Origin of the sequence: Weissella paramesenteroides (assembly GCF_036327715.1) — a bacterium.
Taxonomy (GTDB): domain Bacteria; phylum Bacillota; class Bacilli; order Lactobacillales; family Lactobacillaceae; genus Weissella; species Weissella paramesenteroides.
On sequence record NZ_CP130559.1, the window covers coordinates 371,566 to 387,564 of the forward strand.

The 15,999-nt window shown below is 39.4% G+C and carries 12 protein-coding genes and 1 tRNA gene; 12 read left to right on the top strand and 1 reads right to left on the bottom strand.

The genetic code is table 11. The features are described 5' to 3' along the window. Positions 1–201: 201 nt before the first annotated feature. The 4 genes from QRX23_RS01705 (at position 202) to QRX23_RS01720 (ending at position 5,080) form a co-directional block, all read left to right on the top strand. On the top strand, positions 202–1,752 hold the full coding sequence (locus QRX23_RS01705) for an ABC transporter ATP-binding protein (protein WP_330155723.1): 1,551 nt from the start codon (positions 202–204) through the stop codon (positions 1,750–1,752). 4 nt (positions 1,753–1,756) lie between these two features. Next, positions 1,757–2,875, top strand: a complete 1,119-nt coding sequence (locus QRX23_RS01710) for an ABC transporter permease (RefSeq protein ID WP_002828633.1) — start codon at positions 1,757–1,759, stop codon at positions 2,873–2,875. Positions 2,876–2,877: 2 nt separating this feature from the next. Further along, on the top strand, positions 2,878–3,834 hold the full coding sequence (locus tag QRX23_RS01715; RefSeq protein ID WP_002828632.1) for an ABC transporter permease: 957 nt from the start codon (positions 2,878–2,880) through the stop codon (positions 3,832–3,834). Positions 3,835–4,270: 436 nt separating this feature from the next. After that, positions 4,271–5,080, top strand: coding sequence for a Cof-type HAD-IIB family hydrolase (locus QRX23_RS01720; RefSeq protein ID WP_408068654.1), 810 nt, complete (start codon positions 4,271–4,273; stop codon positions 5,078–5,080). 61 nt (positions 5,081–5,141) lie between these two features. Here the strand turns inward: QRX23_RS01720 and QRX23_RS01725 are convergent, their stop codons facing one another. Further along, positions 5,142–6,509, bottom strand: coding sequence for a UDP-N-acetylmuramoyl-tripeptide--D-alanyl-D-alanine ligase (locus QRX23_RS01725; protein ID WP_330155724.1), 1,368 nt, complete (start codon positions 6,507–6,509; stop codon positions 5,142–5,144). A gap of 179 nt (positions 6,510–6,688) precedes the next feature. Between QRX23_RS01725 and mreB the strand changes: the two genes are divergently transcribed. The 8 genes from mreB to QRX23_RS01765 all read left to right on the top strand — a co-directional run bounded on the left by mreB (position 6,689) and on the right by QRX23_RS01765 (position 15,970). After that, positions 6,689–7,669 (top strand): rod shape-determining protein, encoded by a 981-nt coding sequence (mreB, locus tag QRX23_RS01730; RefSeq protein ID WP_002828629.1) that lies wholly within the window; start codon positions 6,689–6,691, stop codon positions 7,667–7,669. Positions 7,670–7,680: 11 nt separating this feature from the next. After that, on the top strand, positions 7,681–7,890 hold the full coding sequence (locus QRX23_RS01735) for a DUF2969 family protein (protein WP_002828628.1): 210 nt from the start codon (positions 7,681–7,683) through the stop codon (positions 7,888–7,890). A gap of 34 nt (positions 7,891–7,924) precedes the next feature. After that, entirely contained in the window at positions 7,925–9,109 is a 1,185-nt protein-coding gene (locus tag QRX23_RS01740; protein ID WP_330155725.1) for an FtsW/RodA/SpoVE family cell cycle protein, read from the top strand. 129 nt (positions 9,110–9,238) lie between these two features. Then, positions 9,239–10,030 carry a pyrroline-5-carboxylate reductase family protein gene (locus QRX23_RS01745; RefSeq protein WP_330155726.1) on the top strand — a complete coding sequence of 264 codons (792 nt, stop codon included), beginning with the start codon at positions 9,239–9,241 and terminating at the stop codon, positions 10,028–10,030. A gap of 84 nt (positions 10,031–10,114) precedes the next feature. Next, positions 10,115–10,186, top strand: a tRNA-Glu gene (locus tag QRX23_RS01750). Positions 10,187–10,425: 239 nt separating this feature from the next. After that, positions 10,426–12,957 carry a M1 family metallopeptidase gene (locus QRX23_RS01755; protein WP_330155727.1) on the top strand — a complete coding sequence of 844 codons (2,532 nt, stop codon included), beginning with the start codon at positions 10,426–10,428 and terminating at the stop codon, positions 12,955–12,957. A 23-nt stretch (positions 12,958–12,980) separates the two neighbouring features. After that, complete coding sequence (locus QRX23_RS01760) at positions 12,981–13,787, top strand: HAD family hydrolase (RefSeq protein WP_330155728.1); 807 nt, start codon at positions 12,981–12,983, stop codon at positions 13,785–13,787. A 200-nt stretch (positions 13,788–13,987) separates the two neighbouring features. Further along, positions 13,988–15,970, top strand: coding sequence for an ABC transporter ATP-binding protein/permease (locus tag QRX23_RS01765; protein ID WP_330155729.1), 1,983 nt, complete (start codon positions 13,988–13,990; stop codon positions 15,968–15,970). Positions 15,971–15,999: the final 29 nt, after the last annotated feature.

The window sequence follows — 15,999 nt, forward strand, 5'->3', positions numbered from 1 at the left end:
TGTTTGGGGGAAGCGGAACAATTAATGTTCGGCTTTTTCTGTTGCTGTTATTCATTTTAATGTTACTTTATGACAAAATTGTTAAAAGACGAAGTATATTTAGATGAACACTAGAAATGTGTAAAAATAATCTGTAAAATGACTTTTATATGTTGAGTTTTATAGAGAAGCAAGTGAAAGGTTTTTTCAGGGAGAGAGAATATGGCAGATGAGCCAATTGTGTTAGAAATGCACAATATAGTTAAGCAATTTGGCGAGTTTCGTGCAAATGACGAAATTAATCTGCAAGTAAGACGTGGTCAAATTCATGCGTTACTTGGAGAAAATGGTGCAGGAAAGTCAACTTTAATGAATCAATTATCTGGTTTATTACAACCGACATCTGGTGATATTTTAATTAATGGTAAAAAGATTACGGTAGACAGTCCAGCCAAGGCAGCGGAACTAGGAATTGGTATGGTGCATCAGCATTTTATGTTGATGGATGCTTTTACGGTCACTGAAAATATTATCTTAGGTTCTGAACCAGTTAATGGTATGAAATTAAATATTAAAAAGGCTAGCCAAGACATTAAGAAATTATCTGAACAATACAAGCTAGATGTTAATCCGGATGCATTAGCAGGTGATATTTCTGTTGGTATGCAACAACGTGTTGAAATTTTGAAAACATTGTACCGTGGTGCGGATATTTTAATTTTTGATGAGCCAACCGCAGTTCTAACACCGCAAGAAATTGATGAATTAATGGATATTATGCGACACCTTGCTAAAGAGGGTAAGTCAATCATTCTAATTACACACAAATTGGATGAAATTAAGGCAGTAGCTGATCAAGTGACAGTTATTCGCCGTGGAAAATCAATTGACTCTTTCCCAGTGGCAGGTGTGTCATCACAGGAATTAGCAGATATCATGGTTGGACGGTCTGTTTCTTTATATGCAACGGAGAAAACCCCTGCACAACCTAAAGAGACGGTCATTTCATTAGAACATTTAACCGTTAAGGATAGCCGTGGGTTAACTGCGGTAAAGGATTTAAGCCTTGATATTCATGCGGGTGAAGTTGTTGGTATTGCTGGTATTGATGGTAATGGTCAATCCGAATTGATCTCAGCAATTACCGGATTGCTACCTGTTACATCGGGTAAGGTCACATTAAATGGAAAGAATCTAACAAATAAAAAGCCTCGTCAAATTATTGAAGCAGGGGTTTCTCATATTCCAGAGGATCGACAACGCTTCGGATTAGAGTTAGAAATGACGTTGGCGGAGAATATTGCATTACAAACTTACTATAAGCGGCCGCTTTCAAAGTATGGTGTCTTAGATTATGATGCCATTAATAAACATGCACGTGAATTGATTACGAAATTTGATGTGCGTACAGTGAACGAGTTAGTAACAGCGGGTTCATTATCAGGTGGTAATCAACAAAAAGCAATTATTGCACGTGAGTTAGATCGTAATGCTGATTTTATTATTGCTGCTCAACCAACACGTGGTCTAGATGTTGGGGCAATTGAATATATTCATCAGCAGTTAATTTATCAACGTGATGCGAACAAAGCAGTGATGTTAGTTAGCTTTGAATTGGATGAAATTTTGAATGTTGCTGATCGTATTGCAGTTATCTCACATGGTGAAATAACTGGTATTGTGAATGCAAACGAAACAACGAAGAATGAGCTTGGTTTGTTGATGGCCGGAATGTCATTATACGATGCTCGAGCACAATTAGCAGGAGAATGATCTCGTGAATAAAATTAATTCATATAGTACTGGTCTCGTCGCTGGCTTGGCTGTATTCTTTGGTTTGATGGTCGGTGCGATCATCATGCTGATATCAGGATTTAACCCCGTTACGGGCTATATCAGTTTACTTCAGTCAGCACTGGGATCTTCTTTAAACATTGGTGAAGTATTGCGGGCAATGACCCCCTTGATTTTGACAGCTGCTGGATTTTTGGTAGCCCAAGCTGCTGGCTTCTTTAACATTGGGCTTTCAGGACAAGTTTGGGTTGGTTGGATTGCATCGACTTGGTTTGTATTGGCCAATCAAGGGATGAATCCTTGGATTTTAATTCCAGTTGCGGTAATTATTGGTGCTCTTGGTGGTGCCGTTATGGGGTATATTCCCGGATGGTTACGGGCACAGTTTGGAGCTTCTGAAGTTATTACAACAATTATGTTAAACTACATCGCTTTATATGGTGGTAATGCGATTGTCCAAGGATTGCCTAATAAACTGATGGCAACGACAGATATGACCAAGACATTGGGTAATTCGGATTCACTCCGCTGGGATTTCTTATCTAATTTAACTGGTGGCTCACGATTGAACATCGGCTTCATCATTGCAGTCGTTGCACTATTGGCCATCTGGTTTATCATGAAACGCACAACGCTGGGGTTTGAAATTCGGGCTGTCGGACTAAATCCCAATGCTGCTCGCTATGCGGGTATGTCAGCTAAGCGCAATGCGATTACGGCAATGACAATCTCTGGTACGTTAGCCGGTTTAGCTGGTGCAACAGAAGGATTGGGAACCTATCTAAATATCTTCTCACAATCTGCAGCACCACAAGTTGGTTATGATGGAATGGCGGTTGCACTATTAGCATCAGGTTCGTTCCTAGGAATCATCTTCGCTGCCTTCCTGTTCTCAGTTCTATCAGTTGGTGGGTTAGGCATGCCACTAGCGACAGGGGTGCCTACTGAATTGGTTTCAGTTGTGACTGCTTCGATTATCTTCTTCATTGGTGCAAATTATTTGATTCGTTTGATTTTAGTTAAGTTAGATGAAGATGATTCAAAGGATAAAGATAAGAAGAAAAAGAAAGCAATAAAAGCTAATCAAAAGGAGGCAAAGTAATCATGAGTGTGGAAACAATTTTACAATTAGTGATTTCAAGTACACTAGTTTACTCAGCACCTTTGATTTTTACTGCTTTGGGCGGTACTTTTTCAGAACGTGCGGGTGTCGTTAACGTTGGTTTGGAAGGAACCATGATTATGGGAGCTTTTGCAGGTGTTGTCTTTAACTTAACTTTCGCAGATCAATTTGGTAGTGCGACACCTTGGTTAGGTTTAATTGCTGGTGGTGTTATTGGGCTAGTTTTCTCACTGATACACGCAGTGGCAACGGTTACCTTACGTGCAGATCATATTGTTTCAGGTACTGTTATGAATTTGATGGCACCAGCTTTGGGTGTGTATATCATTAAGTTAATGTATGGTAAGGGACAAACTTCAATGATTTCACAAAACTTTGGTTACTGGAATGTACCTGGGTTAAGCAAGATTCCATTTATTGGTCCTGTCTTGTTTACAAAAACATCATCAACTGCTTGGGTAGCTATTTTGATTGCATTTATTGCATCGTGGGTATTATTCAACACTCGTTTTGGGTTGCGTCTGCGTTCTGTCGGTGAAAATCCACAGGCAGCTGATACATTAGGGTTGAAAGTATATACATTACGTTATTCAGGTGTGCTGATTTCAGGTGTGCTTGGTGGTATTGGTGGTGCATTATTTGCACAATCAATTGCTGGAAACTTTTCTGCATCAACCATTGTTGGTCAAGGTTATATGTCGATGGCAGCAATGATTTTTGGTCGTTGGAATCCAATTGGTGCGATGGGAGCAGCGCTATTCTTTGGTTTCTCACAATCGATGGCGATCGTCGGTGCACAATTACCAGTTATTGACCAAATTCCAGCGGTTTACTTACAAATTGCGCCTTATGTGTTAACAATTTTGGTCTTAGTGATCTTCTTTGCTAAGTCAAAGGCGCCCGCAGCAGATGGTGTTAATTACATCAAGTCTGTTTAAAAATTATCAATAATTAAAAGATAAGAAGAGGTTGGGACAAAAGAAAATGTTCCAACTTTTTTGCTAAAAATATCTTAATTAAAAGCATTTCAGTTTGATAGCATCAACGTGTTCCAAAAGTCTGAAACCTTGCTGTAACAACAATTAGGCGATTCTGGCTCTCCACTTTGCTACGAACCAAAACCGCCTAATTATCGTTACAATCGGTTCCAAAACAACTTTTGTCACACTCCCTCTTAAACGCGTTCCAAAAGTCTGAAGCCTCAATGTAACGCAATTTACGCCATTCCTGTCCTTCGCTTTGCTTCGGCCAAAAATGACGCAAATCACGTTACACACCGGCTTCAAAACAACTTTTGTCTCGCTCTCTCTTGTACAAAAAATGTTTTTCCGATTACTGGTATAATAAATGTATCAATATTTAAAAGGATGGCTAATGATGATTACGACAATTGCGCTTGATCTTGATAATACATTATTAAATTCGGCTAAAGAAATTTCAGAAGAAAATGAACGTGTTTTGAAACAACTGCACAAAATGGGTAAGCGCATTGTTTTATGTACAGGGCGTCCAATTCAAGGCATTCAGAAGTTGTTAACACAGTTAGAATTATTTGAGCCAACAGATTATGCCATTACATTTAATGGTGGTTTAATTCAACACAATCAAACACAGCGCATTTTAGCACAAACAACCATCAGTAAACATGAAGTCGCTGCTTTATATCAGGATGCGCAGAATCGACATTATCCTATTGATGTGATTGGGGCAGATCAGGTCTATTCATTGATTACATTAGGAAAATCGGCATATGAATCAACAATGGGGGCGGTTTTACCATTCACGGATGTTTCATTTGATGACCTACCAGCAGATCGAACGTTTGGTAAAGCAGTGTGTGCAGCACCGGCAGAAGTTGTCCAGCGTGTTCGCAAAGAGATGCCGGCTGAGTTGAACGATTTATTGCATATTGTTCCTTCACGCGCTGAATTGTTGGAATTTTTGCCAAATAATGTCAATAAGGCACGCGGATTAACGCAATTGATGGCCCATTTTGGTGAAACGTTGGATAATGTGATGACGTTTGGGGATGAAGAAAATGACTTTGAGATGATTGCGCAAGCTGGGATTGGTGTTGCAATGGGAAATGCCATTCCGCAAATTAAGCAAGTAGCAAAGGCAGAGACATTAACGAATAATGAAGATGGTGTTGCTGCGTACTTAAAGCAATATTTTAATTTGTAATAACAGAAAAATCAGTTAGAAATTTTATACATAATTTCTAACTGATTTTTCTATGGAATAATTATTTTTTTAATTGATTGACAATGTTTTCAAGATGCACACCATGTGAACCTTTCAGCATAATGGTATCATCAGGTGTTAGGTCAGCGAGTAGATCCTTCAATAAGCTTTCTGGATCATCAATCGCATATCGCTTTACCGTACCGGTTGGATAAATGGGTTGTAAGGCTTCTTCAAGTGACTTGATTTCCTCACCAACTAAATAAACATGAGCAATTTTATCTGGGTTCAAGTTTTCCATAAGGCTAGCATGCAATGCTGGTGATGCATCACCTAACTGTAGCATGTCACCTAAGACGGCAATGCGCTTTCCTTGAGTTGGTGTGTCTGCAAAGAAATGGAGCACTTCTTTTGCAGCAGTTGGGTTAGAATTATAAACATCAGAAAGAATTTTACCGCCAAATTGACCATCTAACCACTCAGTACGATTTTCTGTAATAGGTGCCTCGGCTAGGGCCTGGGCAATTTTTTCATCCGAAATGTGTAACAGGTGTCCAACGGTAATCGCAGAAAGGGCATTTGTTACATTGTAGCGACCAGTCATTGGAATAGTGAAGCGTTGTGCGCTTTGATTGGTTTTAAAATTGGCTTGTACGGGGGTCATGTCAATTTCACTGGCAAATAGATCATTTGTACTATTTAATCCAAATGAATCGTGTAGTAAATGAGCATGTTGCCCAACTCGTTCAAGCAATAATGGTTCATCTCCATTAAAGACTAGGTGACCATGCTCCTTCAAACCATTGATAATTTCCATTTTTCCATCAGCAATCCGTTCGCGGGTCTTGAAAAATTCAATATGGGCTTCACCAATCATTGTTAGTAAAGCGATGTCTGGTTTTACTAGCTTTGATAAGAACGTTAAGTCACCTGGATGGTCCATGCCAATCTCAATCACCAAGAGTTCAGTATCAGTAGGCATAGAAAGAATAGTCTGTGGGACACCAATTTCATTATTGAAATTTTCAGGAGTTTTGACGGTTTTGTAGCTTGTTTGTCCGATCGCAGCGATGAAATCTTTGGTCGTGGTTTTACCATTTGAACCAGAGACTGCCACAACTAAAGGATCAACTTGGGATAGGTAGTGGCTAGCCAATTGTTGATAGGCTGCAAGCGTGTCGGGCACAATAATGACTGGCAGATGATTGGGTACATTTTGATGATCAGCTTGCCATAAAGCAACAGTTGCACCATTACTTTCAGCCGCATCAACATAATGATGACCATCATTATCAGCTACCAAAGGTATAAAGAGACCACCAGGTTTTACTTGGCGAGAATCAAATGCGGTGCTCGTGACAGCGACATCTGCTTCATTTTGAATTGGCGCGTTTAAAATCGTCGCCATTTCTCGTAGAGTTAGCTTCATTATCCTAATTTCCTTTGCGAATGTTTTTCTTTTATTTTACCTTGTTCGTTAAGGTCCGGCAAACAAAGATAACGGATACGGATTTTTCAAGATTTTTTCGTGTGTATGGTTTATACTATTAAAGATAGTAATTAGAAATTTGAACGAGCTTGCTCGATAAAAAATAAGAGGTGAATTTCATGGCCAAAGAAATCGGCGTTGATTTAGGAACGGCAAATGTGCTGATTTATGTTGATGGGGAAGGTATTATTTTAAATGAACCATCTGTAGTGGCGATTGATACAAAAACAGAAAAGATTTTAGCCGTTGGAACGGAAGCTTATCAAATGGTTGGGCGTACCCCGGGAAATATTAGGGCTGTTCGTCCATTAAAAGATGGTGTTATTTCTGATTTTGATATGACAGAGGCAATGTTGTCACGATTTATGTCAAAATTAAATGTGAAAGGTGTTATGTCACGACCAAATATTATGGTTTGTGCACCAACAAACATCACAAGTATTGAACGTAAAGCGATTATCGGTGCAGCCGAAAAATCTGGCGGTGGTAAGGTTTATTTAGAATACGAACCAAAAGTAGCTGCGGTTGGTGCTGGATTAGATATTTTTTCACCCATTGCATCAATGGTAATCGACATGGGTGGTGGTACAACTGATATTGCTGTACTTTCATTAGGTGATATCGTGACTTCAGAGTCCATTCGCATTGCTGGTGATAAAATGAATGTGGATATCTCAAACATGGTCAAAAATGATCATGGTCTGATGATTGGTGAACGTACTTCTGAGCAAATAAAGATTCAGATTGGTACAGCAACACCACTTGATGAACCAGAAGAAATGGAAGTTCGCGGTCGTGATAGTTTTACTGGGATGCCACGAACAGTGACGTTAAATGCTAATGAAGTTGAAGAGGCGATGCATGACACATTAACGCAGATTGTAACAGCAGCACATGCGGTATTGGCACGAATCCAACCAGAATTAGCTTCGGATATCATTGATCGAGGGATTGTGCTAACAGGTGGTGGTGCATTATTACGTGGTGTTGATAAGTTGATTGCGCAACACCTGGGTGTACCTGTTATGATTTCAGAAAAACCATTAGATAACGTTGCTAAGGGAGCAGGTATGTTGCTTGCCCACATGCATGCAAATTAAGGAAGGTAAATATGGCACGAAAAAATAAACCAGTTGCTGTTGAAATTAATGAGTTAGATGATAGCATTTCAGAAGTTATGATTAATAAGGTGACATTAGGAACAGTTGACGAGAAAAATTCACCACTTGTTGTGACATTTGCTGATGGACATCAAACAACAGCAGATAATTTTGATGATGCAGTTGCAAGTTTACTTGCAGAATTTAATTTGCATCACTAATCAGTTAAATAAACCAATAAATAAAGGGGGAAACATGCTCAAACGTTTTTTCTCAAAAGATGGTGGTGAAATAGATTGGTCAATCATTTTCGTTGTCATGATGTTAGCGCTGATTGGTTTAGCGTCGTTGTATGTCGCTGGAACCCATGATGCTAGTGTTAATGTGACACGAATGGTATTACTACAATTAGCCTATTATGTCGTTGGTATCATTGGTGTCATGGTTATCATGCAGTTTGATTCCGAACAGTTATGGCGAATCGCACCATATGCTTTTGCGGTTGGTATGGTACTAATGATTGCCGTGCTATTCTTCTATTCGAAATCTTATTATGCTAGTACCGGTGGAAAATGGTTTGCCATTGGTCCAATTACTTTCCAACCAGCTGAGATTATGAAGCCAGCTTTCATTATTATGTTAGCTAGGGTAATTACTGATCACAATATCTCGAACCCTAACCACACCATGAAATCGGATTGGCGATTACTATGGAAGATTGTGTTGTGGACATTACCGGTATTAGTTGTAAATGGTAGTGATTTTGGTACGAATTTAGTCTTTATTGCAGTGGTGTTCGGTATGACTTTGGTCTCAGGACTATCATGGTTATATCTTGCACCTATTATTGCGGTTGTTGGTTCACTAGGTTCTGTTGCTATTTTGTTCGTTACCCAGACTTGGGGACGTCATTTGCTTGAACAGGTAGGTTTTAAAGCCTATCAATTTACACGTATAGACGCCTGGTTGAATCCACAGAATGATACATCAAATGGTGCTTATCAGCTATGGCAGTCAATGAAAGCCATTGGCTCTGGAGGAATTACGGGAACAGGATTTAATGTTTCTCACGTTAATGTTCCTGTTCGTGAGTCCGACATGATTTTTTCAGTAATTGGTGAAAATTTTGGGTTTGTTGGTGGTGTTTTGCTGCTGATTCTATACTTTTTGCTCATTTATCAAATCATTCAGGTGGTCTTTGATTCATCAAATCAATTCTACGCATATATCGCAACAGGTGTTGTTATGATGCTACTGTTCCATATTTTTGAAAATATTGGTATGAATATCGGGTTAGTACCACTAACTGGAATTCCACTACCATTTATTTCTCAAGGTGGTTCAGCCCTAATCGGAAACATGATTGGAGTTGGATTGATCATGTCGATGCGATACCATAATAAATCGTTCTCGCTATCTGAACGTGAAGGATTTTCATAAAATAAAAGAGTTGGACAAATGGTTGTCTATTTTTCACAGTATAGTGAACAAAATTTCGGCCATTTGTCGGACTCTTTTTTATTGCTGCTATGTTATGATAAACATAATTATTGAAAAAAGGGGTGTCACATGCTAACTATCGGATTTATTGGTGCAGGTAATATGGCACAAGCCATGATCAAGGGTTGGTCAGGTAATCAGGAAATTCAACAGGTCGTTTATTCACCACATGCTGGCCATAAGGTTGCAGAGTCACTACATATTGAAGCAAAAGATTCTGCCTTGGAAGTATGGCTAACATCTGATTTGGTCGTATTAGCCACACCACCAGCACAATTAGAAGCGGTTGCGCGCGAATTACAACCTGGTATTTTAATCAAACCAAGTGTCATTGTTGCTTCAGTTTTAGGTGGGATTTCATTGAACCAATTGCATAAGTCATTGGGGAAGACAGTGGTGGTTGCGCGTGCATTACCTAACGTTAATGTTGCGGTTAACTATGGTTATACAGCATTGGCATTTGATGCTGATGTTGATGCGGACATTAAAGGGGCAGTAGCAGCGTTGTTTTTGGAGTTGGGTCGTACTGATGAATTAACTGAAGAACAATTTGGTATTGCTAGTGCTATTGCAGGTTCTGGACCAGCATTTGTGGCTGCATTTACGGAGGCCTTAAAAGAGGTTGGGGTTACCAAAGGATTAACTGATGAGGTGGCGGCTAAACTAGCAGAACAAACAGTTGCTGGAACTGCCCGGCATATGGCTCAGGCAAAGAAAGCACCATTAGATTTGGCTAACGAAGTAATGACTCCTGGTGGATCAACTGCTGCTGGTTTTGATGTACTAACAAAAGGCGGTTTAAACCAATTATTGTTAGATACAATCACAGCGACGATGGTCAAGAATGCTGAATTTGAATAAATTGGAATTTTTATAAAAAAAGCTTGCAAACGTTTGGCGAAGCTGGTATTATTATTTATGTTGTTGAGGCAACAAAGTAATATTGGCTCATTGGTCAAGCGGTTAAGACTCCGGTTTTTCACACCGGCATCCAGGGTTCGACTCCCTGATGAGCTATTGATTAAAAAGACTGACAAATTTCTGTCAGTCTTTTTTTATACGTTAAACTAAAAACATATTAATTATAAACGGGTAAGTTTGATAGTATAAACGCGTTCCAAAATTCTGCTTTTTTGTTATATACACAAACAATCAGCAATCACACTGTTCATAACACTATGATAAAATGAAAACAGATAGAATATTTATCAATCAGTTTGATACTGAGCGATGCATAAAAAGGGGATTATGGATTTATGGTAGAAGGACAGCGTTTAGTCGACATTTTTCGACCAACTCATTATGATATCTTTTTAGATATCAATCGAGAAACAAAAGTTATTGCAGGTAAAACAACAATTAAAGGATCTGCAACACAAACGGCAATTATTTTGAATCAAAAATACTTGTCGATTAATAATGTTACCGTTGATGGTCAAACGGTTATCGCCACAACAAATGATGAGGATGAAACCCTTACATTTACTGCTCCTGAACCAGGCGAATTGACGATTGTAGTTGATTATACAGCCCCACTGACAGATACGATGATGGGCATCTACCCTTCGTACTATCAAATTGATGGTCAAAAAAAGCAACTGATTGGTACGCAATTTGAGACTACCGCAGCACGTCAAGCTTTTCCAAGTATTGATGAGCCAGCCGCTAAGGCAACTTTTTCATTGGCTATTAAATATGATGAACATGAAAATGAAACAATTATTGCTAATATGCCTGAAGAAAAGGTGGACGATGGGGTTCACTATTTTGCACAAACGGTTAAAATGTCAACGTATCTAGTTGCTTTTGCATTTGGTGAGATGCAAAGCAAGTTGACCAAGACAAATAGTGGTGTGCAGATTGGGGTCTTTGCAACAAAAGCTCATCAGCCATCAGAATTAGATTTTGCCTTGGACATTGCAAAACGTTCAATTGAATTTTATGAAGACTATTACCAAACACCATATCCATTACCACATTCATGGCAATTAGCACTGCCTGATTTTTCAGCAGGTGCAATGGAAAATTGGGGATTAGTTACTTACCGTGAAGCTTACTTAGCGATTGATGAGGCAAATGCATCAGTTGAAATGAAGCAACGTGTTGCGACAGTGATAGCACATGAGCTAGCACATCAGTGGTTTGGCGACTTAGTGACGATGCAGTGGTGGGACGATTTATGGTTAAATGAGAGTTTTGCAAATATGATGGAATATGTGGCGATTGATGCGTTACAATCAGACTGGCATATTTGGGAAACTTTCCAAACATCAGAGGCAGCATCTGCCTTGCAACGTGATGCGACTGATGGTGTGCAATCTGTCCATGTACAAGTTGAGAAGCCAGCAGAAATTGATGCTATTTTTGATGGCGCAATCGTTTATGCCAAGGGATCGCGCATGTTAGTGATGGTCCGTTCGTTAATCGGTGACGATGCATTGCGTCGTGGTTTGAAAGATTACTTTGAGGCTCATAAATTTGCAAATGCTAAAGGTTCTGATTTGTGGGCAGCACTTGGTAAAGCGGCAGGAATTGACTTAACTGCAATGATGAGTACTTGGTTAGAACAGCCAGGATATCCGGTTGTGAACGTCAAAGTGGTTAATGATAAACTAACATTATCTCAGGAGCAATTCTTTATTGGTGATGGGGTTGATCAGAAGCGTCAGTGGCAAATTCCGTTGCACAGTAATTACACGGATATACCCGAACTAATGGTTACGCAGCAATTAGTGCTTGGTGACTATGAAGAATTACGTCAAGTTGCGGGGACACCTTTCCGATTAAATGTGGATAATACGGCTCACTTTATTGTCAATTATGAGCCAGCATTATTACAGGATATTTTAAATCATGTTGATAGCTTAAGTGCCATTACCCAATTGCAATTGCTACAAGATTTACGTTTATTAGCTGAAGGACGTCAAATCTCATACGCAGTGGTTGTGCCAATCTTACGCAACTTTGCAACTAGTCAGTCAGGCGTTGTTAACACGGCACTCTATCAAGTAATTGGTAATTTGAAAAAGTTTATGACACCAGATACTTCTGAAGAGAAGGCATTTAAGCAACTAGTAAATGAGCTATCAGCATCACAATTTGCACGCCTAGATTGGCATAAAAAGCCAGCTGAAACGATTGATGATCAAGTCAGTCGGCCAGTTATTGCTGATGCAGCGTTGTTTGGTGAAAATCAAAAAGCTGTTGCATCAGCACATGCACTAGTACAAGAAAATCAACCGAACCTTGTTAAGTTGCCTGCCGACATTCGGGCCATTGTCCTTGCTAATGAAGTAAAGCACTTCGGCAATCAAGAATTGTTTGATCAATTGTTGGCCGACTATCGTACAACTTCAGATGGTGGTTATCAACGTGATATCATGTCAGCACTCACAAAGACGTCAGATAAAGCTTTGTTGACACAAATTGTTAGTCATTTTGAAGACAGTGAGACAATTAAACCACAAGATTTACGTGGTTGGTATCAAGGCGTACTCGCAAATGAAGATGGGCAACAACTTGCTTGGGATTGGATACGAAATGATTGGGATTGGCTTGAAAAGACAGTTGGTGGTGATATGGAGTTTACAACCTACATTACGGTAACAGCCCGGATTTTCAAAACAGCTGACCGTTTATCAGAATTCAAAGCATTCTTTGAGCCAAAGTTGGAGACACCAGGTTTAACTCGTGAAATTACAATGGATGTTAATGTTATTGCAAGTCGTGTGACACTAATTGCAGAAGAGAAGCCAGCTGTTCAACAAGCAATTAACGCATCGCTATAAAATAGTGCAAAAGGAGAACTAGAATGACACGCTTATTTGTGACAGATTTAGACCAAACATTTTTAAATTCAGAACGCCAATTTAACGTGGCACGTTTTACAACTATTTTGGATCAACTTGATGAGAGAGGCGATCAGTTTGCCATAGCCACTGGCCGTGACGAAAACTGGGTTCGCAATAAGTTTGGCAAATTAGTTGATCGGATGCATTTGGTCACTGGGAATGGTGCGACATGGCGGGTTAAAGGATCTGAGCAATTACATGTTCGAAATATTAACGCATCGGCTTTGAAAAAGTTGGAGGATATCTTAACTAGTGATGCCTTTGAGACAATCGGTGTCATTGCTTTTTCAGCTGATAACATGTATAACTTGGCTGGATTGCAAGAGTTACCTGAAAATATGCAAGATTACATGGCGCAAGTTTATCCAAATATGGAGACAGTGGCTCACTTAACTGATATTCCAGAGTTGTTAACTAGTGTGACCGGAATTTTTCCACCAATTCATTCAGAGGAAGCCATTGCGTTGATTGATGATAATCAATTACCACTACATGCGACTACTTCTGGTTATGGGACTGTTGATATTTTAGCTGAGGGTGTTAATAAGGCAACTAGTTTAACTATGTTGATCGACCAAATCGACCTAGCTCCTGAAGACTTAACAGTCTTTGGGGATGGCATGAATGATTTAGAAATGATGCAGCTTGCGGGCAACGTCTATATCATGCCAAATTCTGATGACCGCTTGTTCGGCCGTGGCTATAATGTTGTGACAAATGATAGTGATCACGAGGGGGTACTAGAAACACTTGAAAAAATTATGTAACGGTTTATCTAGGTATTGTGTGACAAAAAGGTTAATCTGTTAGATAAATTTTAATTTCTTAAAATGAAGTTGGGACAAAAGCAGGTGTTCCAACTTTTTTGCTAATGAAGAACTAACATGACTTTCTTGACGTTCGTTTGATAGACAGGTTACACTAAGAACCATAAATCGCAGTGTAAATAAAGGCTGGAGGAGAATCGATGGCATACTTAGAGTTACGAGATATACATAAATCGTATTATCTTGGCAAAGAAGAGTTCCCTGTTTTAAAGGGAATCGATCTAGATTTTGAATTGGGAGAATTTGTTTCAATTCTTGGTGAATCTGGTGGTGGTAAGTCAACCTTGATGAACATTATTGGTGGATTGGATCGTGAATTTGAAGGATCTGTCACTATTGACGGTCAATTATTGGATCACAAGCAAGAGAAGCAACTTGATGAATATCGCCGGGGAACGATTGGATATATTTATCAATCATATAACTTGATCAGCCACTTAACTGTTTTGGAAAATGTCATGGTGTCATTAGAAATGACTTCATTGTCACAAGCTGAAAAAGTTAAGCATGCGACTTCCTTATTGGAACGAGTGGGGTTGGCTGAGCAAATCAAAAAGCACCCTAACCAGCTGTCTGGTGGTCAAAAGCAACGTGTCGCAATTGCTCGTGCTTTAGCATCTGATCCGCAAATTATTATTGCTGACGAACCAACAGGTGCGTTGGATTCAGAAAATACGGCTGATGTATTACGTATTTTGGATGAGATCGCCGCTGAGGGTCGCTTAGTCATTGCTGTTACACATTCACAAGAGGTTGCTGATCATGGTACTCGCATTGTTCATTTGGCTGATGGTCAGATTGATGATGATCGGCACTTGCGTGAGGCTTACAATGTACCTGAACATGATAATCGTATGACTGATCGTCCATTACCAGCCAGTGCATCTTATCGTAACGCCTATAAGCATTTGACCTTTAGTTTTTGGCGTAACTCACTTATTATGTTAGGAACAGCGATTGGGCTATTTGCGGTTATGCTGTTTTCTGGATTGGGAAATGGGGTCAAGGCCTACATTAATGATCAGGTCAATTCATTAGCGAATCCGACAGCAATTGCAGTGATGCGTTATCAAGATGAAGATAGCGGTGGTAATCCAACTGCTGCAGCCGGAGGCACAGGTGCGGATCTTGATAAAACAACAATTTCTAATAAACAATTGCAACAGATTAAGAATGTTAAGGGGGCTAAAAAAGTTGTTCCTGGTTATCAAATTTCAGGTATGAAGGCAAAACTTAATAATGAGGACTACACGTTAACATCAGTGCAAACTTGGTCAGCATTACTCAAGAAAAATGTTGTTAAGGCCGGCCATATTCCTGGTAAAAATGAAATCGTTGTCGATAAGAAGACGGTTGCTAAGAAGTTTAACACCAAAAATTGGCAGTCAGTGGTTGGTAAAACTATGACAGTAACCTGGGTGACGGTCAAAGATGACGGTCAAACACCAGTTACAATTACTAAGAATTTGAAAATTTCTGGTGTGGTAGATGCTGGTCAAGCAGGTGCACAGAATGTTGTTAATTACAAGACTGTTCGTGATGCTTATAAAGCAGCTGGTGCCTCAACAAATGCGGCTTTAGCAACAGTTAGTGTTAAAAATGCTGATGCAGTTAAACCATTCCAAAAGCGTATTGCTAAGCTAAAGGGTGATGATAACAAACGCCTTTATTCTGCCGTTACCGTTGGTTCAATATTGGATACGATTAATACAATCGTGACATTAGCTACTGACGTCTTGGCTGCAATTGCCGCAATCTCATTGATTGTTTCAGCATTGATGATTATTGTTACCATGTTCATGTCAGTTTCAGAACGTACGAAAGAAATTGGTATTTTGCGTGCGTTAGGTGAGAGTAAGAAAGACATTCGTCGTTTATTCACTTCAGAATCATTGCTAATTGGGTTATCAAGTTTCGTTTTGTCGGTTATCTTCGCTTATGGTATCGGTGCAATCTTGAATGCAGCGTTATATAAGATTGCAAAGTTCGATATGATTCAAATTTCATTTGGTAATGTTGTGACAACCTTAGTATTAGCGCTCATTATTTCGTTCTTGGCAGCATTATTGCCAGCACGTCGCGCAGCTAAGCTAAATCCAATTGATGCTTTGGCAGCAGATTAGTAAAAATTAAAACGTATTAATGTGATAAA

Excerpts from the sequence above, each read along its gene's own strand:
- QRX23_RS01765 (WP_330155729.1), top strand. The coding sequence starts at position 13,988 with ATGGCATACTTAGAGTTACGAGATATACATAAATCGTATTATCTTGGC.
- QRX23_RS01735 (WP_002828628.1), top strand. The coding sequence starts at position 7,681 with ATGGCACGAAAAAATAAACCAGTTGCTGTTGAAATTAATGAGTTAGAT.
- QRX23_RS01705 (WP_330155723.1), top strand. The coding sequence starts at position 202 with ATGGCAGATGAGCCAATTGTGTTAGAAATGCACAATATAGTTAAGCAA.
- QRX23_RS01740 (WP_330155725.1), top strand. The coding sequence starts at position 7,925 with ATGCTCAAACGTTTTTTCTCAAAAGATGGTGGTGAAATAGATTGGTCA.
- QRX23_RS01760 (WP_330155728.1), top strand. The coding sequence starts at position 12,981 with ATGACACGCTTATTTGTGACAGATTTAGACCAAACATTTTTAAATTCA.
- QRX23_RS01725 (WP_330155724.1), bottom strand. The coding sequence starts at position 6,509 with ATGAAGCTAACTCTACGAGAAATGGCGACGATTTTAAACGCGCCAATT.
- QRX23_RS01720 (WP_408068654.1), top strand. The coding sequence starts at position 4,271 with ATGATGATTACGACAATTGCGCTTGATCTTGATAATACATTATTAAAT.
- QRX23_RS01755 (WP_330155727.1), top strand. The coding sequence starts at position 10,426 with ATGGTAGAAGGACAGCGTTTAGTCGACATTTTTCGACCAACTCATTAT.
- mreB (WP_002828629.1), top strand. The coding sequence starts at position 6,689 with ATGGCCAAAGAAATCGGCGTTGATTTAGGAACGGCAAATGTGCTGATT.
- QRX23_RS01745 (WP_330155726.1), top strand. The coding sequence starts at position 9,239 with ATGCTAACTATCGGATTTATTGGTGCAGGTAATATGGCACAAGCCATG.
- QRX23_RS01715 (WP_002828632.1), top strand. The coding sequence starts at position 2,878 with ATGAGTGTGGAAACAATTTTACAATTAGTGATTTCAAGTACACTAGTT.